General features: G+C 68.1%; 31 protein-coding genes and 1 pseudogene. 17 read left to right on the top strand and 15 right to left on the bottom strand.

Going from position 1 to position 26,444, the window contains the following annotated elements:
- The first annotated feature begins 35 nt into the window (after positions 1 to 35).
- The gene (locus tag ABZ345_RS03695; RefSeq protein ID WP_359842584.1) at positions 36 to 1,151 is read left to right on the top strand and encodes a hypothetical protein; all 1,116 of its coding nucleotides are present in this window, start codon (positions 36 to 38) and stop codon (positions 1,149 to 1,151) included.
- 47 nt (positions 1,152 to 1,198) lie between these two features.
- Here the strand turns inward: ABZ345_RS03695 and fbaA are convergent, their stop codons facing one another.
- Positions 1,199 to 2,233, bottom strand: coding sequence for a class II fructose-bisphosphate aldolase (gene fbaA / locus ABZ345_RS03690; protein ID WP_359842582.1), 1,035 nt, complete (start codon positions 2,231 to 2,233; stop codon positions 1,199 to 1,201).
- Between the two features lie 158 nt (positions 2,234 to 2,391).
- On the opposite strand from fbaA, the gene ABZ345_RS03685 reads away from it, so the two are divergent.
- Positions 2,392 to 2,676, top strand: a complete 285-nt coding sequence (locus ABZ345_RS03685; RefSeq protein ID WP_359842580.1) for a DUF427 domain-containing protein — start codon at positions 2,392 to 2,394, stop codon at positions 2,674 to 2,676.
- On the opposite strand, the gene ABZ345_RS03680 is transcribed toward ABZ345_RS03685, so the two are convergent.
- Entirely contained in the window at positions 2,666 to 3,463 is a 798-nt protein-coding gene (locus tag ABZ345_RS03680) for an LLM class F420-dependent oxidoreductase (protein ID WP_359842578.1), read from the bottom strand. The two genes, ABZ345_RS03685 and ABZ345_RS03680, sit on opposite strands and share 11 nt — an antisense overlap.
- A 31-nt stretch (positions 3,464 to 3,494) precedes the next feature.
- Here ABZ345_RS03680 and ABZ345_RS03675 point away from each other — a divergent pair, with 31 nt between their 5' ends.
- Both ABZ345_RS03675 and ABZ345_RS03670 read left to right on the top strand, forming a co-directional pair.
- Entirely contained in the window at positions 3,495 to 4,421 is a 927-nt protein-coding gene (locus ABZ345_RS03675) for an aldo/keto reductase (protein WP_359842576.1), read from the top strand.
- A gap of 45 nt (positions 4,422 to 4,466) precedes the next feature.
- Positions 4,467 to 5,319 (top strand): annotated as a pseudogene (locus ABZ345_RS03670) (SDR family oxidoreductase).
- Here the strand turns inward: ABZ345_RS03670 and ABZ345_RS03665 are convergent.
- On the bottom strand, positions 5,309 to 5,593 hold the full coding sequence (locus ABZ345_RS03665; protein WP_359842574.1) for a YciI family protein: 285 nt from the start codon (positions 5,591 to 5,593) through the stop codon (positions 5,309 to 5,311). The pseudogene ABZ345_RS03670 and the gene ABZ345_RS03665 overlap by 11 nt on opposite strands.
- 67 nt (positions 5,594 to 5,660) lie before the next feature.
- On the opposite strand from ABZ345_RS03665, the gene ABZ345_RS03660 reads away from it, so the two are divergent.
- The 9 genes from ABZ345_RS03660 (at position 5,661) to ABZ345_RS03620 (ending at position 13,858) form a co-directional block, all read left to right on the top strand.
- On the top strand, positions 5,661 to 6,197 hold the full coding sequence (locus tag ABZ345_RS03660) for a SigE family RNA polymerase sigma factor (protein WP_312877626.1): 537 nt from the start codon (positions 5,661 to 5,663) through the stop codon (positions 6,195 to 6,197).
- A gap of 150 nt (positions 6,198 to 6,347) precedes the next feature.
- Positions 6,348 to 7,259: an ROK family protein gene (locus tag ABZ345_RS03655; RefSeq protein ID WP_359842572.1), complete on the top strand. Its 912-nt coding sequence runs from the start codon at positions 6,348 to 6,350 to the stop codon at positions 7,257 to 7,259.
- Complete coding sequence (nagA, locus tag ABZ345_RS03650; RefSeq protein WP_359842570.1) at positions 7,256 to 8,407, top strand: N-acetylglucosamine-6-phosphate deacetylase; 1,152 nt, start codon at positions 7,256 to 7,258, stop codon at positions 8,405 to 8,407. Before ABZ345_RS03655 ends, nagA begins: the two co-directional genes overlap by 4 nt.
- Before the next feature lie 4 nt (positions 8,408 to 8,411).
- Positions 8,412 to 8,606, top strand: a complete 195-nt coding sequence (locus ABZ345_RS03645) for a hypothetical protein (protein WP_359842569.1) — start codon at positions 8,412 to 8,414, stop codon at positions 8,604 to 8,606.
- Positions 8,607 to 8,674: 68 nt separating this feature from the next.
- Entirely contained in the window at positions 8,675 to 9,346 is a 672-nt protein-coding gene (locus tag ABZ345_RS03640) for a VTT domain-containing protein (protein ID WP_359843107.1), read from the top strand.
- A gap of 73 nt (positions 9,347 to 9,419) precedes the next feature.
- Complete coding sequence (locus ABZ345_RS03635; protein WP_359842567.1) at positions 9,420 to 10,700, top strand: FAD-dependent monooxygenase; 1,281 nt, start codon at positions 9,420 to 9,422, stop codon at positions 10,698 to 10,700.
- The gene (locus ABZ345_RS03630; protein ID WP_359842565.1) at positions 10,643 to 11,212 is read left to right on the top strand and encodes a TetR/AcrR family transcriptional regulator; all 570 of its coding nucleotides are present in this window, start codon (positions 10,643 to 10,645) and stop codon (positions 11,210 to 11,212) included. The genes ABZ345_RS03635 and ABZ345_RS03630 overlap by 58 nt, the downstream gene beginning before the upstream one ends.
- A gap of 32 nt (positions 11,213 to 11,244) precedes the next feature.
- Complete coding sequence (locus ABZ345_RS03625; RefSeq protein ID WP_359842563.1) at positions 11,245 to 12,387, top strand: glycosyl hydrolase family 18 protein; 1,143 nt, start codon at positions 11,245 to 11,247, stop codon at positions 12,385 to 12,387.
- A 43-nt stretch (positions 12,388 to 12,430) separates the two neighbouring features.
- Positions 12,431 to 13,858, top strand: a complete 1,428-nt coding sequence (locus tag ABZ345_RS03620) for an amidohydrolase family protein (protein WP_359842561.1) — start codon at positions 12,431 to 12,433, stop codon at positions 13,856 to 13,858.
- Here ABZ345_RS03620 and ABZ345_RS03615 read toward each other — a convergent pair.
- Positions 13,855 to 15,231, bottom strand: coding sequence for an FAD-linked oxidase C-terminal domain-containing protein (locus tag ABZ345_RS03615; protein ID WP_359842559.1), 1,377 nt, complete (start codon positions 15,229 to 15,231; stop codon positions 13,855 to 13,857). The two genes, ABZ345_RS03620 and ABZ345_RS03615, sit on opposite strands and share 4 nt — an antisense overlap.
- Before the next feature lie 319 nt (positions 15,232 to 15,550).
- On the opposite strand from ABZ345_RS03615, the gene ABZ345_RS03610 reads away from it, so the two are divergent.
- Positions 15,551 to 16,219: a DedA family protein gene (locus tag ABZ345_RS03610; RefSeq protein ID WP_359842557.1), complete on the top strand. Its 669-nt coding sequence runs from the start codon at positions 15,551 to 15,553 to the stop codon at positions 16,217 to 16,219.
- On the opposite strand, the gene ABZ345_RS03605 is transcribed toward ABZ345_RS03610, so the two are convergent.
- Positions 16,216 to 16,851 carry a nucleoside/nucleotide kinase family protein gene (locus ABZ345_RS03605; protein ID WP_359842555.1) on the bottom strand — a complete coding sequence of 212 codons (636 nt, stop codon included), beginning with the start codon at positions 16,849 to 16,851 and terminating at the stop codon, positions 16,216 to 16,218. The two genes, ABZ345_RS03610 and ABZ345_RS03605, sit on opposite strands and share 4 nt — an antisense overlap.
- Positions 16,815 to 17,660 (bottom strand): PfkB family carbohydrate kinase, encoded by an 846-nt coding sequence (locus tag ABZ345_RS03600; protein WP_359842553.1) that lies wholly within the window; start codon positions 17,658 to 17,660, stop codon positions 16,815 to 16,817. The genes ABZ345_RS03605 and ABZ345_RS03600 overlap by 37 nt, the downstream gene beginning before the upstream one ends.
- A gap of 34 nt (positions 17,661 to 17,694) precedes the next feature.
- Here ABZ345_RS03600 and ABZ345_RS03595 point away from each other — a divergent pair, with 34 nt between their 5' ends.
- Together ABZ345_RS03595 and ABZ345_RS03590 are read left to right on the top strand one after the other, a co-directional pair.
- Positions 17,695 to 18,672 (top strand): LacI family DNA-binding transcriptional regulator, encoded by a 978-nt coding sequence (locus ABZ345_RS03595; RefSeq protein ID WP_359842551.1) that lies wholly within the window; start codon positions 17,695 to 17,697, stop codon positions 18,670 to 18,672.
- Positions 18,666 to 19,400: a TIM barrel protein gene (locus ABZ345_RS03590; protein ID WP_359842549.1), complete on the top strand. Its 735-nt coding sequence runs from the start codon at positions 18,666 to 18,668 to the stop codon at positions 19,398 to 19,400. Before ABZ345_RS03595 ends, ABZ345_RS03590 begins: the two co-directional genes overlap by 7 nt.
- Here the strand turns inward: ABZ345_RS03590 and ABZ345_RS03585 are convergent.
- The 4 genes from ABZ345_RS03585 to pyrE all read right to left on the bottom strand — a co-directional run bounded on the left by ABZ345_RS03585 (position 19,382) and on the right by pyrE (position 22,131).
- Positions 19,382 to 20,470: a glycoside hydrolase family 76 protein gene (locus ABZ345_RS03585; protein ID WP_359842547.1), complete on the bottom strand. Its 1,089-nt coding sequence runs from the start codon at positions 20,468 to 20,470 to the stop codon at positions 19,382 to 19,384. The two genes, ABZ345_RS03590 and ABZ345_RS03585, sit on opposite strands and share 19 nt — an antisense overlap.
- 25 nt (positions 20,471 to 20,495) lie before the next feature.
- Entirely contained in the window at positions 20,496 to 21,173 is a 678-nt protein-coding gene (locus ABZ345_RS03580) for a TrmH family RNA methyltransferase (protein ID WP_359842545.1), read from the bottom strand.
- A complete protein-coding gene (locus ABZ345_RS03575; protein ID WP_359842543.1) occupies positions 21,133 to 21,501 on the bottom strand; it encodes a DUF2784 domain-containing protein in 369 nt (122 codons plus the stop codon). Before ABZ345_RS03575 ends, ABZ345_RS03580 begins: the two co-directional genes overlap by 41 nt.
- 75 nt (positions 21,502 to 21,576) lie before the next feature.
- Positions 21,577 to 22,131 (bottom strand): orotate phosphoribosyltransferase, encoded by a 555-nt coding sequence (gene pyrE, locus ABZ345_RS03570; protein ID WP_359843105.1) that lies wholly within the window; start codon positions 22,129 to 22,131, stop codon positions 21,577 to 21,579.
- 65 nt (positions 22,132 to 22,196) lie between these two features.
- On the opposite strand from pyrE, the gene ABZ345_RS03565 reads away from it, so the two are divergent.
- A complete protein-coding gene (locus ABZ345_RS03565; protein ID WP_359842541.1) occupies positions 22,197 to 22,769 on the top strand; it encodes a hypothetical protein in 573 nt (190 codons plus the stop codon).
- A gap of 9 nt (positions 22,770 to 22,778) precedes the next feature.
- Here the strand turns inward: ABZ345_RS03565 and ABZ345_RS03560 are convergent, their stop codons facing one another.
- From ABZ345_RS03560 to ABZ345_RS03540, 5 genes are all read right to left on the bottom strand, one after another.
- Positions 22,779 to 23,222, bottom strand: a complete 444-nt coding sequence (locus ABZ345_RS03560; RefSeq protein WP_359842539.1) for a hypothetical protein — start codon at positions 23,220 to 23,222, stop codon at positions 22,779 to 22,781.
- Complete coding sequence (locus tag ABZ345_RS03555; protein ID WP_359842537.1) at positions 23,219 to 24,145, bottom strand: hypothetical protein; 927 nt, start codon at positions 24,143 to 24,145, stop codon at positions 23,219 to 23,221. The genes ABZ345_RS03560 and ABZ345_RS03555 overlap by 4 nt, the downstream gene beginning before the upstream one ends.
- Positions 24,142 to 24,456, bottom strand: a complete 315-nt coding sequence (locus ABZ345_RS03550; RefSeq protein ID WP_359842535.1) for a hypothetical protein — start codon at positions 24,454 to 24,456, stop codon at positions 24,142 to 24,144. The genes ABZ345_RS03555 and ABZ345_RS03550 overlap by 4 nt, the downstream gene beginning before the upstream one ends.
- 37 nt (positions 24,457 to 24,493) lie before the next feature.
- Entirely contained in the window at positions 24,494 to 25,267 is a 774-nt protein-coding gene (locus ABZ345_RS03545; protein ID WP_359842533.1) for an SDR family oxidoreductase, read from the bottom strand.
- A 423-nt stretch (positions 25,268 to 25,690) separates the two neighbouring features.
- The gene (locus tag ABZ345_RS03540; RefSeq protein ID WP_359842531.1) at positions 25,691 to 26,425 is read right to left on the bottom strand and encodes a hypothetical protein; all 735 of its coding nucleotides are present in this window, start codon (positions 26,423 to 26,425) and stop codon (positions 25,691 to 25,693) included.
- Positions 26,426 to 26,444: the final 19 nt, after the last annotated feature.

The following is a 26,444-nucleotide window of genomic DNA, read 5'->3' as shown; positions in this document are numbered from 1 at the left end:
TTCATGCACCCCTCCACCAGGCTCATGATGTGCGGATGATCCAGGGGGCAAGGCAGTTCCGAGACCAGTACTGGGAGCGGGGCACAGCAGGCAGGACCACACCGGCAACGCTGACGAAGCAGCTCTACCAGCTGTGGCTCGTGGGCCTGCTGCTCAAACTGCTGGGCTCGACCTGGGACGTCTCGTGGCACTTCAAGTGGCTGCGTGACGACCTGGCCCCTCCCCACCTGCTCAACACCGTGGGCACGGTGATCGTGGTCGGCCTCACGTTGTTCCACACCTTCACCGGCTACAGCGTCGACAAGCTGACACTGCGCCTGATGCAGATCGGGTGCGGCATCTTCCTGGTCGCCCTGCCGATCGACGTCATCAACCACCGCGTCAACGGGCTGGACATCACCAGCTGGTCCGGCTCGCACGCCCTGCTCTACCTGGGCACCGCGGTGATGCTGGCCGGCGCGATCCGCGGCTGGATGAAGTACTTCCCCGCAGGCAACGCCCGCACGTTCGGGCTCGTCGCGCTGTGGTTCTTCTTCCTGGAGAACGTCTGGTTCCCCAACCAGCACCAGGAGTACGGCGTCCGCGCGCTGCAGGCCTACGACAGCGGCAGGCCCGAGGCAGAGCCGATCCTGCTGCAGTTCGCCGCCGACCAGATGGGCGTCCCGGTCGGCCGGGAAGCGGTCGTGCACTTCGCGCTGCCCATCGCGGACTGGGTCTACCCGGTGTGGGGCCTGGTCGCGGCCGCCATCGTGCTGGTGATCGCGCGCAGGACGATCGACAGGCCGTGGGCGGCTACGGCCGTCGCGGGCGGCTACGTGGCGTACCGGTGCCTGGTCTGGCCGTTGCTCGCGGGCATCGACTTCCCGAAGTCCGCGGTGCCGCTGTTCCTGATCCTCGTCGGGCTCGCGATCGACGCGGCGCACGTGGTCAAGATGCCCACGCCGGCCGCGGCCGTGCTGGGGTCGGCGGCCGTCACGACGGTCGGGTACGTCGGCATCTGGTTCCAGCAGGAGTACCTGTGGGGCCCGCCGATCTCGTTCTCCTCGGCGGCGGTGACGGCCGTGCTGCTGGCGATGCTGTGGACGGTCGGGGACATGGTGATCCACCGCCCAGAAGCCCAACTGCTCGCGTCACGACTCAAACTGAGCTGAAAAAGGCCCCCGGCGAGCAGCCGGGGGCCTTTCACGGTGGAGCCTGGTCAGCCCGCGATCATGCGGCCCGACGACTTGAGGTGCTCGCACGCCTGGGCGATGCGGGCGGCCATGGCCTGCTCGGCTGCCTTGAGGTAGCTGCGGGGGTCGTAGGCCTTCTTGTTGCCGACCTCACCGTCGATCTTCAGCACACCGTCGTAGTTCGTGAACATGTGCGCCGCGATCGGGCGGGTGAAGGCGTACTGCGTGTCCGTGTCGATGTTCATCTTGATGACGCCGTACGACACGGCCTCCTGGATCTCCTCGAGCAGCGAGCCGGAGCCGCCGTGGAAGACGAGGTCGAACGGCTTCGAGCCGGCCGGGAGACCCAGCTTCTCGGCCGCCACGTCCTGGCCCTGCTTGAGGATCTCCGGACGCAGCTTGACGTTGCCCGGCTTGTAGACGCCGTGCACGTTGCCGAACGTCGCGGCGAGAAGGTAGCGGCCCTTCTCACCGGCGCCGAGCGCGTCGATGGTCTTCAGGTAGTCCTCTGGCGTCGTGTAGAGCTTGTCGTTGATCTCGTTGTCGACGCCGTCCTCCTCGCCGCCCACGACACCGACCTCGATCTCGAGGACGATCTTCGCCTTGGCTGCGAGGTCGAGCAGCTCGCTCGCGATCTGGAGATTCTCGTCCAGAGGCACGGCCGAGCCGTCCCACATGTGCGACTGGAAGAGCGGGTTGCCGCCCTTGTCCACCCGCTCCTGGCTGATCCCGATCAGCGGACGCACGTACCCGTCGAGCTTGTCCTTCGGGCAGTGGTCGGTGTGCAGCGCGATGTTCACCGGGTACTTGGCCGCGACGACGTGCGCGAACTCCGCGAGCGCCACAGCGCCGGTCACCATGTCCTTGACCTTGGTGCCGGAGGCGAACTCGGCACCACCGGTCGAGACCTGGATGATGCCGTCGCTTTCGGCCTCGGCGAAACCGCGCAGAGCCGCGTTGAGAGTCTCGGAAGACGTGACGTTGATCGCGGGGTAGGCGAACTCGTTCGCCTTGGCCCGGTCAAGCATCTCCGCGTAGACCTCGGGAGTTGCGATGGGCATCGGTGGTCCTCCTCAGGTGCCCTGAACGCCGTATCACCCGCATCCTACGAGCACGTGTCACGGGGGCTACGCGGCGGCCGACCCTGGCGTAGTGATCGATCAAGTACCAGCTGACCAGGTGGTCCGCCCTACTCGCCGGTACGGGCATAGTGGATGACATGGCAACTGCCCGGTGGAACAACAAGATCATCGCCTCGAGTGACGACACCGTGGTCGTCGAGGGCAACCACTACTTCCCGCTGGAGTCCGTCGACCCGGCCGTGCTGACGCCGACCGAGCACACCTCGTTCTGCCCGTGGAAGGGCACCGCGAACTACTACTCGTTGCAGGTCAACGGCTCTGAGAACGCCAACGCGGCCTGGTACTACGCCGAGCCGAAGGAGGCCGCGGCGCAGATCAAGGACCGCGTGGCGTTCTGGAAGGGCGTCGAGATCACTCCTTGAGTCGCAGCGCCGCGGCCAGTTCGGCGTAGTGGCCGTTGAGCGACTGGACGGCCACGTGGTCGGCGCCCGCGTCCAGGTGTGCCCGCAGCTTCGCGGCCACCTGGTCCGGGCTGCCCCACGCCACCAGCGCGTCGATCAGCCGGTCCGAACCCGGTGCGGCGACCTCGTCGGCCGAGAAACCCCAGCGCTGCCAGCTGTTCGTGTAGTTCGTGAGGTTGAAGTAGTACGACAGCTGCTCGCGGGCGATGGCCCGCGCGGCCTGCGGGTCCTCCTCGACGACGACGGTCACCTCGGGCGCCAGCAGCTTGTCACCGAGCACCTTGCGAGCCTCGACGGTGTGCTCCACCGGCACGAGGTACGGGTGCGCGCCCGCCGTGCGTTCCGCGGCGAGCTTGAGCACCTTCGGGCCGAGCGCGGCGAGCACCAGCCTGTCCTGGGGCACGTCGAGGCGGTCCAGGTACGACACGAGCTTGTCGTACGGCTTCTCGTAGGCCTGGTCGATCTGCTTGTGACCGATGCCGACGCCGAGCAGGAACCGGTCGCTGTTCAGCCTGGCGACCTCGGCCGACACGGCTTCGGGCTCGGTCTGCCAGACGTTGGTGATCCCGGTCGCGATGGTGATCGACTTCGTGGCGTTCAGAGCGCGCTCGACCAGCGCCATCTCGGGCGAGCTGCCGATCCAGAACGTGCCGAACCCGAGCGACTCGAGCTCGGCGACCTCGTCGATCTTGTCCGCCCACTGGTAGTGCGAACCCCACACGCCGAATGTTCCCAGAAAGTGGCTCATGTCCTTCAGCAACACGGACTACCGTCACGTTATGCCGATCTTGAGCACCACTGATGTGACCGTGTCCCGACTTTGCCTGGGGGGCAACGTCTTCGGCTGGACGGCCGACGAGGACGCCTCGTTCGCAGTGCTCGACGCCTACCTCGACGCGGGCGGCAACTTCCTCGACACCGCCGACGTGTACTCGGCCTGGGTCGACGGCAACTCCGGCGGCGAGTCGGAGACGATCATCGGCAAGTGGCTGGCCAGGCGCAGCGACCGCGACCAGATCGTGGTGGCGACCAAGGTCGGCATGCTCGCCGGGTTCAACAACCAGAAGCGCGAAACGGTCCTGACCAGCGCCGAACGCTCGTTGAAGCGGCTCGGCGTGGACCACATCGACCTCTACTACAACCACCTCGACGACGCGAACACGCCGCTCGAGGAGACGCTCGCCGCGTACGACCAGCTCGTCCGCGACGGCAAGGTGCGCCACATCGCCGCGTCCAACTTCTCCGCCGAACGGCTGGCGAAGGCGCTGGAGATCCAGGAACGCGAGGGCTTCGCGAAGTTCGTGGCGTTGCAGCCCGAGTACAACCTGGTCAGCCGCGACAAGTTCGAGGGCGACCTGCAGGACGTCGTCGCGAAGAACGGCCTCGCGACCGTGCCGTACTTCTCGCTGGCCAGGGGGTTCCTCACCGGCAAGTACCGGCCCGGCGTCCAGGTGGACAGCCCTCGCGCGGGCGCTGCCTCCAAGCACCTCGACGAGCACGGCCTGCAGGTCCTGGAGGTGCTCGACGAACTGGCCGAGACGCACCGGACGAGCGTCGCCGCGGTCGCGCTGGCGTGGCTCGCCCAGCAGCCCACGGTGGCCGCTCCGATCGCGTCCGCACGCACGTTGGAGCAGCTCAACGACCTCGTCCCGCTCCTCACGCTCGAGCTGCCGCAGGCCGAGGTGGACCGCCTGAGCGCAATTTAACTTGCCAGTAGCTTACCGGGAGTAGGTTGCGTTACCGTGACGAGCATGGACGTCACGGGCAAGGTGGTACTGATCACCGGCGCGGCCAGGGGCATCGGCGCCGAGGTGGCGAGGCAACTGGCCGCGCGCGGGGCTCGTCTCGCGCTCGTCGGGCTCGAGAAGGCCCAGCTCGAAGAGGTCGCGCGGCAGACCGGCGGCAAGGCGTGGGAAGCCGATGTCACGGACTGGGACGTGCTCGAACGCGTGATGAACGAGGCCGCCGAGCACTTCGGCGCCATCGACGTCGTCATCGCGAACGCGGGCATCGCGGCGACCGGGTTCGTGCGCTCCATGGACCCGAAGGCGTTCGAGCGGGTCATCGAGGTCAACCTGCTCGGCGTGTGGCGCACGGTCCGCACGGCCCTGCCGCACCTGATCCGCAGCCGCGGCTACTGCCTGGTCGTGTCGTCGCTGGCGGCGATCGTGCACATCCCCGGCAACGCGGCCTACTCGGCGGCGAAGGCGGGCTGCGAGGCGTTCGCGGACAGCCTGCGCGCGGAGGTCAGGCATCTGGGCGTCGACGTCGGCACGGCGTACTTCTCGTGGATCTCCACGGACATGGTCAACAGCGCCGACGAGCACCCGGTCTTCGGCAAGCTGCGCAAGGGCATGCCGGGCGTCGCCGGGAAGAAGTACCCCGTCCGCAATGTCGGCAGGGCCGTCGTCAGGGGCGTGGAGAAACGAGCGAAGGCGGTCCACGTCCCCGGCTGGGGTGGGCGCGTTGAAGTACTTCCGCGCGTTCACGCCGATGATCGTGGACCGCCAAGCGGTGGACGAGGTGGCCGACGCCGACCGTCAGATGGCCGCGAGCGACACGTCAGGCCTGGTCGGACCGGGTGGCCAGGCCGCTAGTCGGTGAGCCAGCTCCCGAGCACCACGTTCCAGACGCGGATCTCCCACTTGATGATCACGTTCGCGGGCGTGTACGGGTCAGCGGAGATGATCTCCTTCAACGCCGCCTCGTCCACCGCCTCGTAGATGATCAACGCGCCGGTGTCGTCCGCGTACGGACCGGCGGCGAGGACGACGCCCTTCTCGGCGAGGGAAGCGATGTACTCGCGGTGAGCGGGGCGCACCGCGAGGCGCTTCTCGCGATCGGAACCGAACACCAATTCGACAGCAAAGCGGGCCATGCGTCCACCGTAGCGACGGTGACCGGTACCGTCCTACCTTGTGGTTGGCGACGAAACTCCGCGCACCGTGCAGGACACCCTGACCAACCTGCGAATCAAGGACGGCGTCGCAGGACCTCCCACAGGGCCCCTCACGCTCGAAGACCTGTACAAACAGCACCGCATGCGCCTCGTGCGACTCGCGCTGCTGCTGGTCGACGAGCCGTCGACGGCCGAGGACGTGGTGCAGGAGGCGTTCGCCGGTCTGCACCGCAACTGGAAGGGCCTGCGCGACGCACAGGCGGCCGTGGGCTACCTCCGCACGGCCGTGGTCAACGGTTCACGCAGCGTGCTGCGCCGGCGCAAGACCGCCCGCGACTACACCCCGCCGCACGTGGCGAACGCGCGATCGGCCGAGTCGCTCGCGATGCTGACGGCCGAGCACCAGGCCGTGGTCAAGGCTCTGCAGCAGCTGCCGCCGCGTCAGCGCGAGGTTCTCGTGCTGCGCTACTACGGCGACCTGTCGGAGGCCGAGATCGCCGAGGCGACCGGCATCTCGAAGGGCACCGTGAAGTCGACGGCCTCGCGTGCGCTGGACGCCCTGCAGAAGATCATGGCCGGCTGACGCCCGGTCTCAACCAGATTGTTAGCGAGAACAGTTTCCCTCAGTTGAGCCGTTTTGCCCGGTGAGAGCGGTCTCAGCAGGTAACACCACGCCCCCAATCCGGTACTTGGTATAGACCAATAGGGCTCCGATGCCGCAGGATCAGTCCTCGTGGCACGCAGACACGTGGTCGCCGTTGACATCGGTGGCACCGAAACCAAGGCGGCGCTGGTCGCCGGCACCTCGGAGGCGGTGGCGGCGCAGAAGCACGCCCGCCGCGCGACTCCGGCCGAGCTGGAGCCTCTCCTGGCCGTGATCGCCGAGCTCGTCGACGAGCTCAGGCAGGCCTCCGAGCACGAGATCGACGCCGTGGGAGTCGTGGCGCCGGGCATCGTGGACGAGGCCAACGGCGTCGGCGTGTACACGACCAACCTGCCGTGGAGCCAGTTCCCGTTCAGCACCGTCCTCACGGAACGGCTGGGCGTGCCCGTCGCGTTCGGACACGACGTCCGCGCCGCCGGGCTCGCCGAGTGCCGCATGGGTGCCGCGAAGGACCTGCGCAACGCGGTGATCATGCCGATCGGCACCGGGATCGCCGGCGCGCTGCTGCTCGACGGGAAGATCTTCAGCGGCGACGGCTACGCGGGTGAGATCGGACATGTGAACGTCGGCCACGGCGTGCCTTGCGCGTGTGGCCAGATCGGCTGCGTGGAGACAGTGGCGTCCTCCGCGGCGATCGCCCGCCGGTACACCGCACGTACCGGCACCCCCGTCAACGGCGCCGCTGAAGTCGCACGCAGGGTGTCCGACGGGGAGCAGGACGCTGTCGCCGTGTGGCACGAGGCCGTGGACGCGCTCGCCAGGGGGATCCTGGTGCTGGCGACGCTGCTCGGCCCGGAGGCCGTTGTGCTCGGCGGTGGGCTCGCACTCGCAGGAGACCTGCTGGTGGTCCCGTTGCGGGAAAGGCTGGACGGGCTGATCGCCTTCCAGCGCCGACCGGAGCTGCGGCTCGCGGCGCTCGGCGACGAGGCGGGCTTCCTCGGCGCGGCGCTGCTGGCCATCGACATGCTGGAGGCGTCATGAGCACGTGGGGTGGACCTGTCGACGTGACCCTGACCAATGGTCGGGTCGTCACGCCGGGCGGGGTGCTCGAGAACGGGTGGGTGAGCGTCCGGGACGGCCGGATCGCCGCGGTCGGCGAGGGTGCCGCGCCCGATGGTCCGACGACCGACGTCAGCGGCTGCACGATCGTGCCGGGGTTCGTCGACATCCACTGCCACGGGGGCGGCGGGGACGCGTTCACCAGCAAGGACCCGGTGAAGGTCCGCAAGGCCGCGTCCGCGCACCGCAGGCACGGCACGACGACGTTGCTCGCCTCGCTGGTCTCGCGTCCCGTGCCGGAGCTGGCCGACCAGGTGTCCGCACTGGCCGAGCTGGTCCAGGAGGGTGTCGTCGCCGGCATCCACCTCGAGGGACCGTTCCTGTCCGCTGCCCGGTGCGGCGCGCACGACCCGGCGATCCTGTGCCCGCCGGAGCAGACCGCGGTGACGAAGCTGCTCGACGCGGGCAAGGGCACCGTCCGGATGATCACCATCGCGCCCGAGCTGGAGGGCGCGGTTCAGGCCGTGCGTCAGCTCGTGGACTCGGGCGTCATCGCGGCCATCGGCCACACCGACGCGACCGAGGCGCAGGTCCGTCCCGCCGTCGACGCCGGCGCGTCCGTGGCGACGCACCTGTTCAACGGCATGCGCCCGTTGCACCACCGCGAGCCCGGCCCGATCGGCGCGCTGCTGGACGACGAACGCGTGACCGTCGAGCTCATCTGCGACCTGGTGCACCTGCACCCGACCGCGGTTCGCCTGGCCGCGCACCACGCCGGTCTCAAGCGCACGGTCCTCATCACCGACGCCATCGCGGCCGCCGGGGTGGGCGACGGCGTCTACGACGTCGGCGGCCTCGAAGTCCGGGTGGTCGACGGCGTGCCGACACTGGCGGGCGGCGCCGCGCTGGCCGGCAGCACGCTGACCATGGACATGGCTTTCCGCAACGCCGTCAACTCCTGCGGACTGTCGCTCGTGGAGGCCACGTACGCCACCTCGACGCGGGGCGCGGAGCTGCTCGGGCTCGACACTGGCAAGCTGCAGCCGGGCTGCGCGGCCGACATCGTCGTGCTCGATGCAGAATTGAAGCCCAGGGACGTGATGAGCAAGGGCGAGTGGGTCAAGGAATAGGTGGATGGCTGACGATCCGGAACGGCTGGTGACCGACGCGCTGCGAGCGCAGGCGACCAGCACGAATGCCGGATTTGCCGTACCTGTCCCAGTTCCTGACGAGCGCCCGGCACCGATGTCGACGTGGCTGGTGCTGGGCCTCGCGCTGCTGTTGGGCCTGGCAGCGGGCACGGTGGCCGCAGTGATCACGCTCAGCTGACCTGTACCGTTGTGGCCGTGACGATTGCATTGGGCCCTGACTGGCTGGATCCCGAAAAACTGCTGACGATGCTCGGCCCGTGGATGCTGGTCGGGCTGTGCTTGATCGTCTTCGCCGAGTGCGGGCTCCTCGTCGGGTTCTTCCTGCCGGGCGACTCGCTGCTGTTCACGGCGGGTCTTTTCGTCGCGGCGGGGCACATCTCGACGCCGCTCTGGCTCGTCTGCCTGCTGCTGACCGTGTGCGCGTTCATCGGCAACGTCTGCGGCTACTACATCGGCCGAAAAGCCGGTCCGGCTCTGTTCAGCAAGCCGGAGTCGAAGATCTTCAAGAAGGAGTACGTCGACAAGACGCAGGAGTTCTTCGACAAGTACGGCTCGCGCGCCATCGTCCTCGCGCGGTTCGTGCCGATCGTCCGCACGTTCATCACCGCGATGGCCGGCGTCGGGCGCATGGACCCGAAGAAGTACTTCACCTACTCCGCGATCGGCGGTGTGGCGTGGGCCGCGGGTCTGACGATCCTGGGCTACTTCCTCGGCCAGGTGGAGTTCATCCGCAAGAACCTCGAGCTCACGCTCATCGCCATCGTGCTGCTCTCGGTCGTGCCGATCATCTTCGAGGTGATCAAGGCGCGCAAGGAGAAGAAGGCGCTGCTGCAGACCGAGGCGGACGACATCACCCAGGTCATGGACGCCCAGATCAAGGACGACTCGACGCAGATCATCCCGCGCGTCGAACGCTGAACCAGAGCCCGCTTGCCTCGGCAGGCGGGCTTTTTGCTGGCGAAGTTTGAATACAGAGCTGTACTGTATTCATATGGTCATCATTGCGGGGGCGGGTCCGACCGGCTTGGCGCTGGCGTGCGGACTCCGGCAGTTCGGGGTGGATGTTCGGATCGTGGACGCGGCCTCGGGCCCGGCCACGACGTCGCGGGCGCTGGGGTTGCAGCCGCGCGGAGCAGAGGTGCTGGCGAGGCTGGGCGCGTTGGGCGACCTGCCGGACAAGGCGGTGCGGCTGCGGGCGTTGCGGATCAACGGCGCGGTGGCGCTGGACATGGGTTTTCTGCGCGACGCGGGTCAGTTGATCGTGTCGCAGGCATGGGTGGAGGAACGGCTGCGCGACCGGTTGTCCGCGCTGGGAGTGGAGATCGAGTGGAACACGCCGATCTCGTCGGTCTCCGGCTGGGACTGGCTCGTCGGGTGCGACGGCGCGCACTCGGCGGTGCGGAAGGCGGCGGGGATCGCGTTCGAGGGCGAACCGGTGATGGAGAACTTCCTCCTGCGAGACGTCCACGGGAAGTGGGACCTCGACCGCGAGTCGATCCACCTGTACGTCGACGGATCGTCGATCACGAGCGTGTTTCCGTTGCCCGGCGGCGTTTGGCGGGTGATGTCGCCGAACGGCGAGCGGTGGACGCCGGGCCCGATCGACTCCGTGGAGTGGGAGTCGACGTTCCGCATCCACAGGCGGCAGGCGGCGACCTACCGGCGCGGGAACGTGCTTCTGGCGGGCGATGCGGCGCACATCCACAGCCCGTTGGGCGGTCAGGGCATGAACACCGGACTCGGCGACGCCGACAACCTCGCGTGGAAGCTCGCACTGGTGGTGCAGGGCAGGGCTTCTGCGACGTTGCTCGACACCTACGAGGCCGAACGTCGTCCGGTCGGGGCACAGGTGCTCGCCTCGACCACGCCGGCGACCCGGCTGGTGATGGGGCCGGGTGTGGTCACGCGAGCGTTCAGGGACCACGTCTTGTGGCCGTTGCTGGGCCTCTCGGTCGTACAGCGACGGCTTGTGCGGTTCACCTCGCAGCTCGACGTGAAGTACTCAGGCCCGTTGGCGGCCGGACGGCGAGGCGGCGAGCGCGTGCCGGCGTTCGCACGGACCGGCAAGTGGGTGCTGGCCGGGCCTACGACGTGCCTGGAGGTGGCGCGGGAACGGCTCGGGGACGTCGTGCACCATGAACGGGCCGGTGACACGCTGCTGGTGCGTCCCGACGGTCACCTCGCGTGGCGTGGTCCCTCTGAAAGGCTTTCCGCGTGGCTGAACGAAGTGCTGGGCGTCCCCGAGACCCCGAGGCTGACAACGCGATCCTGACCGCGGCGTTCGAGCTGTTCCTGGAGCGCGGCCTCGACGGCACCTCGATCGAGCAGGTGGCCCGTCGCGCGGGCGTGACCCGCGCGACGGTCTACCGCCGGTTCGCCACCAAGGAGGACCTGCTGTTCAGCGTGATCGAGCTGCCGCGCGAGGTCGCGGCGCTCGATCCGGAGCGGATCGTCGCCGCGCTGCCGGAGGAGACGGTCAAGGGCTGGGCCGCGCTGATGTCGACGCCCTCGTCGGTCCAGCTGCTGCGCCGGATCGTGGGCGCGTCAGCGGACAACTTCGAGCTGATGAAGCGGTACTGGGAGCTGTTCATCGCGCCGCGCCGGGCCGCGCTGAAGGAGATGTTGCGTCCCGGTTTTCCGCCCGGCACCGACCTCGGCATCGTGCTGGACATGGTCGGAGGTGCGCTTTTCTACCACTCGCTGACCAATCCGGAGCAGAGCACGGCCGACGAGCTGGAGGTGTATCTGAAGTCTCTGTTGCGGCACGCCGGGTACCGCCCCTAGGTTTCGGTGGTCTGAACCACTGGAGGCCTGTGATGTCGTTGTTCCGCAAGGGATTGGCGGTCACGTTGGCCGCACTCTCCGTCTCACTTGGCGTCGTCTCGGCCGACGCCGCACCACGCAAGATCGTCGGTGCCTACTACGGCAACTGGTACAGCGAGTCGAAGCCGATCTCGTCGATTCCCACCGACACACCGATCACGCACCTGTTCTACGCGTTCGCTCTGATCGAGAACGGCAAGTGCGTGATGCCTGCCGAGACAGCGGCCAAGGACTTCGCGGACATCCGCGCGTTGAAGAAGCGCAAGCCGTCGTTGAAAGCGTTGATCTCGCTGGGCGGCTGGGGTGCGGGCGGTTTCTCGGACGCCGCTCTCACTTCGGAGTCCCGCAAGACTCTCATTCAGTCCTGTGTGGACTTGTTCTTCTCCGACGGGACCTTCGACGGCCTCGACCTCGACTGGGAGTTCCCGGTCTACGGCGGTCCTGCCGAGATCAAGGACCGGCCGGAGGACAAGCGCAACATGACGTTGCTGGCGTGCGAGTTCAAGCGGGTGCTGGGCAAACGGCTCCTCACCGCGGCGCTGCCCACCGGCCGCCTGCAGACCGACGGCTCCTACGACCCGGCGAAGTCGTTCGAGCTGCGCGAGCTGTCGCAGGTCCTGGACTTCATCAACGTCATGACCTACGACATGGGCACCGGCTTCTCGCCTGTGGCCACGTTCAACGCGCCGTTCCGCGAGGTCTCCAACGACCCGATGCCCGCCGCCGACCGCAAGTGGAACAACGTCGTCGGTGCCATCAACTACTACGAACGGCACGGCGTCTCCCCGCGCAAGATGGTGCTCGGCACCCCGTTCTACGGCCGCGGCTTCACCGTGAAGACCGAGGGCCCGCAGCACGGTCTCTACCAGGTCTACGACAGCGCGTTCTGGGTCGACGGCTACGAGGAAGCCTTGCAGCTCAAGGCAACTCCTGGCTGGAAGGAGTACTGGCACCCGGTCGCGCAGTCGCCGTGGCTGTACAACGCGGCCGAGAAGAAGTTCGTGTCGTACGAGAACCCGCGGTCGATCGGGATCCGTGCGGACTTCGCTCGCTCGCGCGGGCTGCTCGGCACGTTCATGTGGGAGCTCGGGCACGACGACGCCCAGTACTCGCTGCTGAAGGCGATGTCGCGCTGAAGGAGTTGAGTCTGACGTAGCGTCAAGGTGTTGGTTGAACGGCATGACTGACACCACTCGACGTGAAGTGCTGGGCTGGCTGGCGGGGCTCGGTGCGGCAGCAGTGCTCGCACCGGGCCGGGCCAGCGCTTCGGTAGGCGTGACCGCGCTGCGAGGCGTCACGCTCGTCGACTCGGCAGGAACGCGTCCCAACGCCACCATCGTGCTGGCGGACAACAAGATTCTCGCGGTCGGCTCGTGCGACCTTCCGTTGCCGCGCGGGTCCACGGTGCTGGACCTGCCCGGCAAGTTCGTCATCCCCGGGCTGTGGGACATGCACGTGCACGGCGCGTACATGGACCGCATCACGTTGCCGCTGTGCTTGGTCAACGGCGTGACGGGCATCCGCGAGATGTGGGGCTTGCCGCCGATCTACGCGTTGCGCGAACGGATCGAGCGCGGCGAGGTGTTGGGGCCTCGGTTGATCGTCGGCAGCACCATCATCGACGGCCCGCACTCGACGCTGCCGGGTGCGCTGATCGTCGCCACGCCGGACGAGGGACGTCAGGCCGTGCGGGACGCCAAGACGCAGGGCGCTGACTTCGTGAAGGTCTACTCGTACCTGGACCGCGCGACGCTCGCGGCCATCGCGGACGAGTGTTCGGTTCAGGACATCACGTTCGCCGGGCACTGCTCGGACCACGTGGCGCTGGGCGACGCGAGCGACCTGGGGCAGCGCACGTTCGAGCACATGTACGGCTTGCCGCTCGCCACGAGCACGCAGGAAACCCACCTGCGCCAAGCGATTGCGGACCTGCCGCTCGACCCGGCGAACTCGTTCGCGTGGTTCAGGCAGGTGCTGGAGTTCGAACGCCGAGCCACCCTGTGGCACAGCCGGTCCAAGGCGGTGCAGCTCGCGAAACGGCTGCGGCGCAACGGGTCCGCGTTGTGCCCGACGATGGTCGCGATGCGGGTGTACTCCAGCCCGGCGGACCGGTTCGCGAACGACCCGCGGATGAGGTACATGCCGGCGTTCTACCGGGACTTCTGGCGTGACGGCCTCAAGAACTGGGCTCCGGTGACGCCGCAGGAGATCCGCGAGCAGGCCGAGTTCCTCAAGCGCCGCATGGAGCAGGTCGCCGAGATGCACGACCACGGCGTGGAGATCCTGGTCGGCACGGACGCGGGCAACCCGTACGTGTTCTCCGGATTCTCGGTGCACGACGAGCTGGAGCTGCTGGTCGACGCGGGCCTGTCGCCTGCGGCAGCGTTGAGGGCGGGCACCCGGAACAGCGCGATCAAACCGGGCGAGGCGGCGAACCTCGTCGTGCTCGACGGCCACCCGCTCACCAACATCCGCAACACACAACGTATTCACACCGTGCTGACGCGAGGCAGGACCCTCGGGCCGGCGGAACGGCAGCAGATGCTCGCGGACGTGGAGAAGGCCGCGCAGGAACCGGTCCCCGCAGCCGCTGTGGCCTGTTGCTAGAGGCTGAACATCGAGCCGGGGTTGAAAAGGTTCTCCGGGTCCAGCGCGCGTTTGATCTCGCGGTGGACCCGGAGGCCGACCGGCCCGATCTCCTTCGCCAGCCACTCCCGCTTGATCTTGCCGATGCCGTGCTCGCCGGTGACCGTGCCGCCCAGCGCCAGCCCGACCGCGAGGATGTCGTCGAACGCCTTCTGAGCGCGCGCGAACTGGTCGGCGTCAGCGGGGTTGTAGACGATCGTCGGGTGCATGTTGCCGTCCCCCGCGTGGCCGACGACGGCGATCTTGAGGTCGACCTCCTTGGAGATGTCCTCGCAGCCCTGGATCAGCTCGGCGATGCGGGTGCGCGGCACACACACGTCGTCGGTCAGCCACGAGCCGTAGACCTCCAACGCGGTCAGCACTGCTCGACGCGCAGTCAGCAGGTCACGACCCTCGTTGATGTCGTGCGTCGCGTAGACGAGGTCGGCCTCGGAACAGATGGCCTCGATCTGCTGCAGCTCGTGCCGGGCCTGCTCACCGCCGGCGTCGGACTGGCAGATCAGCAGCGCCGCGCAACCCGGACCGGCGCCGAGCTCGGTCTTCAGGTACTGCTCGACGGCCTCGATCGAGGTCCGGTCCATGATCTCCATCAGCGACGGCACCAGGCCCTCGCGCACGATGCGGCTGACCGCGGCACCGGCGGTGGCGGTGCTGCTGAACGCGGCCACCAGCGTCGCGGGAGCCTGCGGGAGCGGCTTCAGGGCCAGCGTGGCCTTGGTGATCACGCCCAGCGTGCCCTCGGAGCCGATGAAGAGCTTCGTGAGGTCGTAGCCCGCGACGCCCTTGACCGTGCGGCGGCCCGTCTTCAGGACCTCACCGTCGGCCAGGACGACCTCCAGGCCCAGCACGGAGTCGGTGGTCACGCCGTACTTCACGCAGCACAGGCCACCGGCGTTGGTGGAGAGGTTGCCGCCGATCGTGCACCAGTCGTAGCTGCTCGGGTCCGGCGGGTAGAACAGGCCGTTCTTCTCGACGGCTCCGCGCAGATCGAGGTTGATCACGCCCGGTTCGACGACAGCCAGGCGGTTGTCGGCGTCGATCTCGACGATGGCGTCCATCTTGGTCGTGACGAGGACTACACAGCCGTCGATGGCGTTCGCGGCGCCGGAAAGGCCGCTGCCCGCTCCACGCGGGACGATGGGGACCTTGAAACGAGCACAGGCGCGGACAACCGCCTGCACCTGCTCGGTGTTCAGCGGGAACACCACCGCCAACGGGCTGCCGTGGGGCGCCAACGGCATCATGTCGCGCTGATAGCTCGCGGTGACATCGGCATCGGTGAGCACACCTGGGGAACCCACAACAGCGCGGAGTTCGGCGAGCAAGGTCTCCATGCACCCCACGCTAGTGCCGTGACCGCCAGCCGTCACCGCGTCTTCGGCGCTCAGCAGGGCGCCTCGCGGCACCGGCCCCACGCCCACAGCCAACCAGGATGAGGACGCGGGGCCGGCACCACGATGCACCCGTCTGACCACCGAACACGGGGCAACGGCCGGCGGCCACGGCACTAGTCCGATTCGACTGGTTCACTCGAAAGTGATCTCAACGGAAGGAAGTTCACGTCGTGACCGAGCGTGCTCAATCAAGATTTCGTCATCCCGTTAGCCCGATGTCGCCGTGCCGCCCGCACAGCACGACGTAGGCTGGCTCACCGTGGCGCATGCTTTCGCCTCGTTGGAGACCGCAGGTCCGGTGGCCGTGTGGCTGATCGTGCTGAGCTTCATCTTCTTCGAGTGCGCATTCATCTTCGGGTTGTTCCTGCCCGGTGACTCGCTGCTGTTCGCCGCCGGGGTGGTCCTCGCGCAGCACAACAGCGAGGTGTCGGCGTGGGCGCTCTCGGGCGTGGCACTGATCGTGGCCGTCGTCGGCAACCAGGTCGGGTACTTCATCGGCAGGACGACCGGTACGCGTGTGCTGGCCCGCAAGGGCGGCAAAGTGCTGAACCGGCAGAACCTGAAACGCGCAGGCGACTTCCTCGACCGGCGCGGGTTCTGGGCCGTCGTGCTCGCCCGCTGGATCCCCTGGATCCGCACACTGGCGCCGATGATCGCCGGTGCCGCGCGAATGGAACTCCGCCGCTTCACGCTGGCCACCACGCTCGGGGCCATCGCGTGGGTGCCGACGCTGGTGCTCGCCGGCTACTACGGCGCGGGCATCCTGCAGGAGCTGCCCTGGCTGGAGACGGCAGCGGTGATCATCAGCATCGCGTTCTTCCTCGGCGGCACCGGGTGGGGCATCTGGCGCTACCGGCAGGAGATGCGCAAGCCGATCGACGAGGGCAGCGACGACCTCAGGCACGTCAGCGAGCACCACGCCCGCTAGAGCACCTCGGTGATCAGCAGGTCCGCCGACCCCTTCGACGAGTTGACCATCAGCGCGTTGACGTGGTCCGTGCCGTGGAGCACGCGTTCCTCCGCCTCCGACAGGGTGCGCCCGTATCGCAGGTGGCGGTCGATCAGGCGCTGCACGCGCACGTCCTCGTCGATGAACAGGAACCACGCCTCGTCCAGGATGATCCGGACGCGCTTCCACTTGTCGTAGTTGAGCAGCAGGTAGTTGCCCTCGGTGACGACGAGCGGGACGTCCGGGTGCACCGGCACCGCGCAGGCGATCGGTTCCTCGAGGTCGCGGCGGAACGTCGGCGCGTAGATCATGTCCGGCCCGCACGCCTTGATCCGGCCGAGCAGGTCGACGTAGCCGGGGATGTCGAACGTGTCCGGCGCGCCCTTGCGTTCGACCAGCCGCAACCGTTCCAGCTCGCTCTGCGCGAGGTGGAAGCCGTCCATCTCGACGAGCACCGCCTGGCCGTCGAGCGCCTCGACGAGCCGGCGCGCGAGTGTCGACTTGCCCGAACCGGGTGCGCCGCCGATGCCGAGAATCTTGCGCTCACCCTGATCGGTGAGCACCCGAGCCCGCTCTAGCAGCTCGTCGAACCTGACCTGCTGTCCTGCCACCGCGCCAGCCTCTCAACCCAGTCCCCGACCGCACCGACCCGAACCGCCGCCGCCTGCGACGCGAAGCCGATGGCGGCCACCGGGTCCGCACCTGACGCCAGCGCGTAGGCGTACGCGCCGTGCCAGACGTCCCCGGCACCGTTCGTGTCCTTCACCTCCACCGCCGGCACGGGCACCTCGCCGGACGAGCCGTTCCTCGACCAGGTCACCGGCATCGCACCGTGCGTGCGAATGACCAGCGGCACTCCGTACGAGTGCACCTCGGTCTCGGACCGCTCGAACCCCGAACTGCAGGCAGCCACGTCCACCAGCGGCAACAGGTGATCGAGGACAGGTTTCCAGCTCCCGGCGTCCAGCACCACAGGCAATCCCAGAGCTTTCGCCTGCTGGGCGACGGGGATCACCAGGCCGTCGTGGTGTCCGTCCAAGAGCACGACGTCGGCACCGCCGAGCAGACCGGACAGATCGGGCGCGACGACGGGCACCGAGGCGTTGCGGGAAACAACTGTGCGCTCCCCATCAGCATCTCTGACGACGACCATGCTCACGGGTGTCGTCCCGGCCACGGCGGTGACTTGGACCGGCTCCATGCAAGCCCTGACGAATTCACCCAGTGCGTCGGCACCCAGTGCGGTGAGCAGTGACGACTTCCCGCCGAGTGCCGCCACGGCCCTGGCCGCGTTGGCCGCCGGACCGCCGGGTGACAGCGCCGCGCCGAGCGACCTGATCTTCTGGCCGGGATCCGGGAACTCGTCCACCCGTTGAGTCACGTCGAGAGTTGTGAGCCCGACACACAGCACGGCTGCCATCTGGGCTTCCTCCAAACGGGTAAGGTCCCTGGCCATGGTCACCATGCGGGATGTAGCGGCTCTCGCGGGAGTCTCCATCACCACGGTGTCACACGTGATCAACGAGACGAGGCCGGTCGCGGGGGACACGCGCGAGCGCGTCCAGAAGGCGATCGACGAGACCGGGTACACGGGCGACGCCATCGCGCGATCGCTGGTCATGGGCGGCACGAAGTCGCTGGGCCTGGCCGTGTCACTGGTCTCCCACCCGTACTTCGCCGAGCTGATCGCCGCCATCGAGTCGGAGGCGACTCGCAACGGCTATTCGCTCGTGCTGATCGACACGAGGGACACCCCCGAATCCGAGCAGACAGCGGTCAGAATGCTGCGCTCGCGAAGAGTCGACGGGCTGTTGCTCACACCGTCCGCCAGCACCGGCGGAAGCCTCGTGCTGCCGGAGCTCAAGAAGCTCGGTATCCCGACCGTGCTCGTGGACCGGCTGACCGTGGCCAAGGACATCGACCAGGTCGGGCCGGAGAACGTCCAGGCCACCTCGGGTCTGGTGAAGCACCTCGCGGAACTCGGGCACCGGCGGATCGGCATCGTCTGCGGCAAGGCGGGCGTGGCGACGACCGAGGAACGCATCCTCGGCTACCGGCTCGGTCTCGGTCGCGCGGGGCTGAAGTGGGACGAGGCGCTGGTGTCGCAGAGCGGCTGGCTCGCGCCGCTGCTCGACCAGGACGACCCGGCGACGGCCGTCGTCGCCGCCGACCACCTCGTCACGGTCGGCATGCTGCACGAAGCCCGCGCTCGTGGCCTCAAGCTCGGCACGGATCTCGCGGTCGTCGCGTACGACGAGGTCGAGTGGGCGACGTTGATCGAACCGCCGCTGACCACGCTGGCCCAGCCCGTCGAGGAGATCGGCAGGACCGCGGTGAAGCTGCTGCTCGCCCGCATCGCCGACCCGGAGAGGCCACCGGAGACCATCAGGCTCGCCCCCTCGCTGATGCACCGGCAGTCCTGCGGATGCTGATTCCCGGTCTCGTCTCGGTGACGTTCCGGCAGCTCACGGTCTCCGAGATCGGCGAGCTGGCAACGGAATGCGGGCTGCAGGCCGTGGAGTGGGGTGGCGACGTGCACGTGCCACCGGGTGACTTCGACGCGGCTCGCCGTGCGTTGGACACCGGGCTGAAGGTCGCCGCGTACGGGTCCTACTACCGGGCGGGTGTGACCGATCGCGGTGAGCTGGCGGCGATCCTGGAGACCGCCGCCGAGCTGGACGCGCCGTTCGTGCGGGTCTGGGCCGGGACGTCCGGGTCGGCCGAGTGTCCTGACCGCGGGCCGGTGATCGAGGCGTTGCAGCACGCCGTCGAGCACGCCGACGCGATGGGCACGCGGATCGCGTTGGAGTACCACCGCAACACGCTGACGGACACGCTGGAATCCGCGGTTCAGCTGCTCGACGAGGTCGACGGCGTGGTGCCGTACTGGCAGCCACGCGGAGGCCAGGACGTGTTCTCCGCCGTGCACGAGGTGCGGACGCTGGAACCGGTCACCGCGCACGTCTTCTCGTGGGGTCCCGGCGGCTACCAGGAACGTCTGCCGCTCGCCGCTCGCCGCGACATGTGGAAGCCGGTGCTGACCGAGCTCGCGCGCGACGGCATCGAGCGCAACGCGCTGCTGGAGTTCGTGATCGACGACTCGCCCGAGCAGTTCCGCGAGGACGCCAAGACGTTGCTGAGCTACCTCAAGGCGTCCTGACGTTCGAGCAGCGCGGCCGCCTCCAGGCACATCCAGCCGCCGAGCTGGACGGACAGGTCACGGCCCTCCCGCTCGTCCGCCGGGACCGTCCACTCCGGACCGAACAGCGGGCCGCTCACCGCCATCACGCGGTTGAGCCACGCCGACTCCGCTGACTGGATCACGAGCTCCCTGGCCAGGTCCGCGGTCTCGTGCAGGTCGGGATCGAGCTCGGGGATCGTCAGCACGGCCTGCGCGAGGTAGCGGGTGAGGATGCCCGCGAACAGCCCGCCGTCACCACCGCCCTGGCCCCTGATCACGCCGTTCGTGGCGAGGTCGTCGTGCACCGCGGTGATCGTGCGGGAGGCCTTGCCGAGCCACTTGTCCGCCTGACCGTGCTTGGCCAGCTCGACGCACGCGCCGATCAGAACTCCTTGGCAGTACGTGTAGATGTTCTTCTCGTACTCGCGGATCTCGCCGTTGGGATGAACGTGCAGGCCGTCCCACGCGAGACCGCTGGCGGAGTCCACGAGGTTGTCCTCGATCCAGTCCACGGTGGACCGGGCGCGGGCCAGGTCGGTGCGTTCGTTCTGCCGTGCCAGGAAGATCGCGGCCGGGCCGTTGGCGGGCACGTTCTTGAAGTCGTCCTTGCGCTTCCACCAGATGCCACCGCCGGCGTGGTCGGTCCAGCCCTCCCGCAGCTGTTCCGCGATCATGCTGAGGGCCTTGGGTTTCGCGACGCCGACCTCGGTCTGGGCGCGCTGCAGGGCGAGGCCGAGCCACGCGATGTCGTCGTAGAAGTCGTTGGTCCAGCCCAGGACGTTGCGCACCCGGATGCCCCGCACGACCTTGGTGATACCGGCCTTGCGCAGCTCGCTGGGCGACCGCAGGTAGCCGTCGATCATGCAGTCGAGCAGGTGCGCCTGCCACCAGTAGTTGAAGCTGGTGTGCAGCTTGTCCCGCAGGAGCGGGGGCCACACCCGTGCCCCGAGCAGCGTGCCCGGCACACCCCAGACCCGCCGCAGGTGCCTGGAGTACACCGCGCGCTCGGCAACGCCCGCGCGCGCCGCCAGCAGTTTCGCGATCACCACTTGGTCATCGTGCTTGCTTGACCGGTCAAGAAGCTCGGTGAATCACCCAGTGGTAGAGACCCATCGCCACGGAAGTCGTCAGGTTGTAGCTGCTGACCTTCTCTCGCATGGGCAGCCGGACGATCCTGGTGGCCTTCTCCCGGACCTCTGCGGAGAGGCCGTGGCGCTCCGATCCGAACGCCAGCACGGCGTTGTCGGGGATCGGGCCGTGCAAGAGATCGCCGTCCGCGTCGAACGCGATGAGCTCGCCGTCGAAGTCGAGGCTCTCGGCTTTGGCGACCGGCAACGCGAAGTGCAGACCCGCCGAGCCCCTCAGAACGTTGGGGTGCCACGGGTCCACGTCGCCGGTGGAGATCACGCCGCCCGCGTTCAGACCGGCCGCCACGCGGATCGTGGCGCCGAAGTTGCCCAGGTTGCGCGGGTTGTCGAGCAGCACGACCGGCGCGGCGCGGTCGAACGGCAGGTCCGGCTTGTCCGCGAATCCGGCCACGCCGGTCGGATGGGTGCGCCCGGCGCGGAGCACGAACCCGGCCTTGTCGATCTCGGTGGCGGCCTTGAACTGCTCGATGAGATCCGGCGCGTGCGTCTCGGCGAGGCTGATGGCGCCGCTGAGGTCCGTGGTGAGCAACGGATGCACGTCGGCGCCGAAGCGCAACGCGTGCTTAACAGCGTGAAAGCCTTCGAGCAGCACGGTGACCAGCATAGAAGCCGACCCACGAGACGATCACGATCGACCCCAGCACGAGCTGCACCAGCGTTGACGCGCTCTCCGGGTACCAGACGCCGTCGATGTAGTAGTCGATGAAACCGGTGCCCAGCGACGGCATCCCCGCCTGCGCGCGGAAGAACTCCTCCGCGGTCGTGAGCGGGCACGTCACGGGCACCAGCAGGCTGAGGATCGCCCACGCACCGATCAACAGGTGCGCGTAGATCACGCCGCGCCACCGCCATGCCACGTACCCACCGAACAGCAGGAACGCCAGCACGGCGAAGTGCAGCATCATGACCGCTTCCGCGAAGAACCTGGCCATTCGCACCACCCCGTCCTCCAGACTAGGACGGGGTGGCTCGAAGCGCGCTCGATAAAACCCTCTGGGACGAGGATCTCAGGCGAGCCCGAGGTCGTTCAGGTCCAACAGGTACCGGTACTGCAGGCCCTCGGCCTCGATGGCCTCCTTGGCGCCAGTGCCGCGGTCGACGACCGTGGCGACACCGATGACCTCGGCACCGTGCTCCCGCAACGCCGTGACGGCCGTGAGCACAGAACTACCCGTGGTGGAAGTGTCCTCGACGGCGAGCACGCGCTGGCCGCGCACGTCGATGCCCTCGATCTGGCGCTGCATGCCGTGCGCCTTGTTCGCCTTGCGCACCACGAAGGCGTCGAGCACGTCACCGTCGATGGCGGCGGAGTGCATCATCGCGTAGGCGACCGGGTCGGCGCCGAGGGTGAGACCGCCGACAGCGACGAAGTCCCAGTCGCTGGTGAGCTGGCGGAGGAGCTTGCCGATCAACGGGGCCGCCGCGTGGTGCAGCGTCGCCCTGCGGAGGTCGACGTAGTAGTCGGCTTCCTTGCCGCTGGAGAGAGTTACCTTGCCGTGCACGACGGCCAATTCGCTCACCAGACGAGCGAGTTCCGACTTCGCGTTCGCGTCCAAGACCACTTCAGTTCGCACGGGTCGTCAGCTTCGCACACACAGGCGATCGGTGCCTCGTACGCTGCATCACCGTGAGCTTGTTGAGCACGGATTCCTTCGTCGTCGAACAACCCTGGTCGGCCATGAGCCTGTTGCTGCGACCGAAGTACCGGGTCGAGGCCTACGACGGGCGTGACCTGCCTCTCGGTTTCGCGGACGAGACGAGGCGAGCGTTAGGCGTCGGGTTCCTGCGCGCGATGAGCCTCTCCCGGTGGACGCCGTTCCACCTGCGCGCGGTGGCCGCGGACGGCCGGACCGTGCTCGTCATCACGAAGCCGGCCGGTTTCTTCAGGAGGCCGACGAAGGTGGCGTGGCCGAACGGTCAGCCCATCGGCTCGATCGTGCCCCAGCGAGGCAGGTACGCACTGCTCGACGCGAACGGCACCCAACTCTGCCTGCTCGGCGACGTCGCCCACTTCCAGGTCGGGCACATCAAGAAGCGCAACGGCAACCGGGTGCGCCGGGACGTGATCCAGATTCGTCCCGGCACCTCCGGCCCGGTCCGGCCGCTCGTGGTCGCGGCGGCCTTGGCGTTCGACGTCGTGCGAGGGATCGGCACCAACCACCTCAGCAGCGACGCGGGCAGCTTCCTGCCGATCGAGTGATCCCGGCCGCTACCAGGCGTCCTTGCGGAAGTGGCTCGGACCGTCGTCCTCGTCGTCATCGTCACGACGCGGCCGCTGCTGAGCGGCCGGGTTGCCCGACGCGATGATGTCGTCGATGTCCTGCCCGTCCTCGATCGCGGTGTAAGCGCGCTGGAGGTCGGGGACACCGGTGGCGAGCGCTTTCTGCACACCGTCGTCCATGACGCGGCCGGACGCGATGTCCTTCCAGCTGAACTCGCCCGAGTCGATGCGCTGCTGGAGGTCCTTGAACTCCTTGGGCGCCTTGCCACTGCGGGCGTAGCGCTCGATCTCGGCGAGGTCCTGCTCGGACACGCCACGCGAGCGCGGCTGGTACTGGGCGGCCTGCTGCGCGGTCTGCACCGCTGCCGCCGTCCTGGCGTCGACGTCGTCGAACAGCGCCTGCAACCGGGCCTGGTCGTAGGGGAACGTCATTGCTGTCCTCCACCCGAACCAGCCGAACCCGAACCGCCCGAACCTGAACCGCCCGCCCCACCTGAACCGGCACCGGCGCTGTTGGCGCCGCTGTACCGGGTGGACGCGGCGTGGCCGGACTTGCCGAGCTTGTAGCCGTCCCACGCGATGCTCTTGAGGCCGGACCCGACGGCGGACTTGCCGTTGTCGTACTTCTGCTTGCCGTCCTGCACGCCGTCGACCACGTCGAGGGCGTCGTTGACGTCGCGCACGTCCTTGAGCTTCATCAGCGCCGTGCCCATGGCTTTGATGCCGTCGACCATGCCCTTGACGCCCTCGATGATCTGCTGGATCGAAAGGATGATCTTGCGGATCCGGTCGACGATCTGGATGCAGTCGTAGACGACCCACACGGCCTTGCCCCAGCCGACCACCGGGATGGGCGCCAGGATCACCGCTTCCATCAGCTTGGTGACGAGCATGTCGAGCAGCGTGAGCGCGAGGCCGCACGCGGTCCGGCACGTCTGGGCCATGGACTGGAACTTGTTGCCGATGATCCGGGCGACCTGGGAGTCCGCCTCGATCGCGATCACCCACATGGTGTCCATGCGGCGTTCGAAGCCCTGCGCGGCCTTGCCGTTCCAGTGCGGGCCGAGCTGGTTGACGCCTTCACCGACGTTGTGGCGCACGGAGTCCAGGGCCTTGGCGACCTGGTCCCACGCGTTGGCGTTGGCGTCGATCTTCTCGAAGTCGCCGAGCAGAGGGTTGATCAGCGACTCGACGAGGTTCTCGCCGGTGACCTTCTCGTAGATCCAGTTGACGCCCTGGATCTTCCAGCCGGCCTTCTCGATGAGCTCCTTGGTGCTCTGGCGGCCAGGACGGTCCTCGGCGGCCGCACTGAGCGCGGCCGACGGGTCCTGGACGTCCGCGTACGCCGTGGTCATCGGCCACCTCCGGCCTGGTTCATCAGCGTGACGCCGTGGAGGTCGACCTTTTCGTAGGAGTCTGCGGTCTTCTTCAGAGCGTCGGAGTCCTTGAGCATCATCTTGTTCGCGAAGTCCAGCGTCTCCCCGTAGAGGTTCGCGACACCGGTCACGACGGGGTGCAGCAACGTCAGCAGGCCGGTGAACCCGCTGGTGTCACCGCCCTTGGAGATCGCGTGGTCCTTGATGGTCAGGAAGTGCTGGGCGTTGCGGTCCAGCAGTTCGCTGTACCCGCGCAGCTCGTCCGGCTCGACGTGGAACTGTTCACTCACGCCCGCTCCGACGCGCCGTTCGGCCCAGCGGTTCCGATCACGTGCGACCGCGTCCGCCCGCGAACCGGGACGCCATCTTGCGCACCAGGGACCGCGGCAGCACCTTCGTGATGCTCACGATCGCCTTGTACTGGGCGCCAGGAATCGACAGGACCTTGCCCCGCCGCAGGTCGCGCAGGGCCTCGTGGACCAGCCGGTCGGCGTCGACGTAGAGCCAGTCCGGCGTCTTGGACATGTCGATGCTGGCCCGCTTGTGGAACTCGGTCTTCACGAAACCGGGGCACAGCGCCATGATCCGCACGCCCGAGTGCGCGACCGCGAGGGACATGCCCTCGGAGAACGACGTCACCCACGCCTTGTCGGCGCTGTAGCTCGTGCCGCGGCCGGGCAGGAAGCTCGCGACGCTGGACACGTTGATGACATCACCCTTGCCGCGCGCCATCATGCCGGGGATCGCGGCTCTGGACAGGCGCAGCACCGTGGCGACGTTGACGTCCAGCTGGGCCTGCAGCTTCTCGACGTCCGCGGCGAAGAACTCACCGGTGTTGGCGAAGCCGGCGTTGTTGACGAGCAGGTCGACGGGCGACTCGGCGAGGCGTGCCTCGACCTTGGCGCGGTCGGACTTGTCGCTGAGGTCGGCGGGCAGCACGTCCACGTGGACGCCGTGCCGATCGTGCAGCTGCTTGGCGAGTTCCTCGAGCGCGGACGCGGTGCGCGCGACCAGGACGAGGTCATATCCCTCGGCGGCGAGCCTGCGGGCGAAGGCGGCCCCGATCCCGACGGTCGATCCGGTCACCAGTGCGGTTGGCATGCCACCGCACGGTAGTCGGGTCTAGGTCGGGGTCGGAAGCACGCCGATGATCACGCTCCGTTCTTCGTCGGACGACGAAGAACGAACAGGCGCAGCGCGAGGCCCGAAACGACCAGCGCGACCCCGCCGAACAGCAACCACCCAACCGATGCACCCGTGCTGGCCAGCGTCACCACGGACGCAGTGCCGGCGACGGCTGCTGCTGGAACTATTTTTGCTCCGTACATCGTGATTCCCTCCGGGGGGTTGGGGACACGACGCCTTACGCACGGAGTATCTGAATCCACCTCAAATGTTTTACACAGAGTGAAGTGTGACGTAGCTCACACCCCTTTAGGGACGGTCTGGAATACCCCTGGTACGACCGGTGACACAGACGGTAATCAGCACGCACGCTCACCCAGCGTTACGAGGAAGGCTCGGTTACGGCTGCTTGCGGCCGAACGACGGCCGGTAGACCTCGCCGCCCTCGTCGTCCTCCGCCACCGGCTCCTCCTGCTCCGAGGGGTCCGGGTCGAACGGGTCGATGACGTCCGCCAGCTCACCGATGTCGCGCAGCAGCCGCTCCAGGCGCGCGGGCGACGAGTTCGGTGGCGCGGCGGCCAGCACCCAGTCGTTCTCCATCCACACGACCGTGACGTCGCCGCCGATCTCCTCCGCGGCGTCGATCAGGTCGGGCGTGATGATCTTGCGGGCGGCCGGGACGTCGGTGACGAAGGCGTAGCGCGAACCCACCGGGCCGAGGAGGTCCGGCATCGGCATCTTGTCGTTGTCGCGCTGGAACGGGACCGTCGACAGCCAGAGCTCGATCACCACGGACAACGCTCGGCGACAGCGCACGCCGACCAGCACGGAGTTGACCTTGCCGCCGGTCTCGTGGTCGAGCACGTAGACCTGCCTGCGCCCGTCCGCGGTGAAGGTCGAGCCTGCGACCACGTCACGGGCGAGGCCGGTGCCGTAGTACGCGATGGCTCCCGCCTCCCACCGAGTCGGCAGCACGTGGTCTGTCTCCTCGAACTGCCAGCCGCGCAGAGCAGCCCAACGGCGCCGTTCACGATTACGCGCGGTTCGTTGCGCCCGGTCGGTCGCGAGCAGGGCGAACCCTGCCACGCCCGCCACCGCGGCGACGGTGAACCAGACCCACGCCGGTATGCCCACGGATGAAGCGTAGTGGGTC

Source organism: Lentzea sp. NPDC005914, assembly GCF_040629405.1.
GTDB lineage: Bacteria > Actinomycetota > Actinomycetes > Mycobacteriales > Pseudonocardiaceae > Lentzea.
The sequence above is the reverse complement of the archived record's forward strand: the minus strand, read 5'-3'. Positions and strand labels throughout refer to the sequence as shown.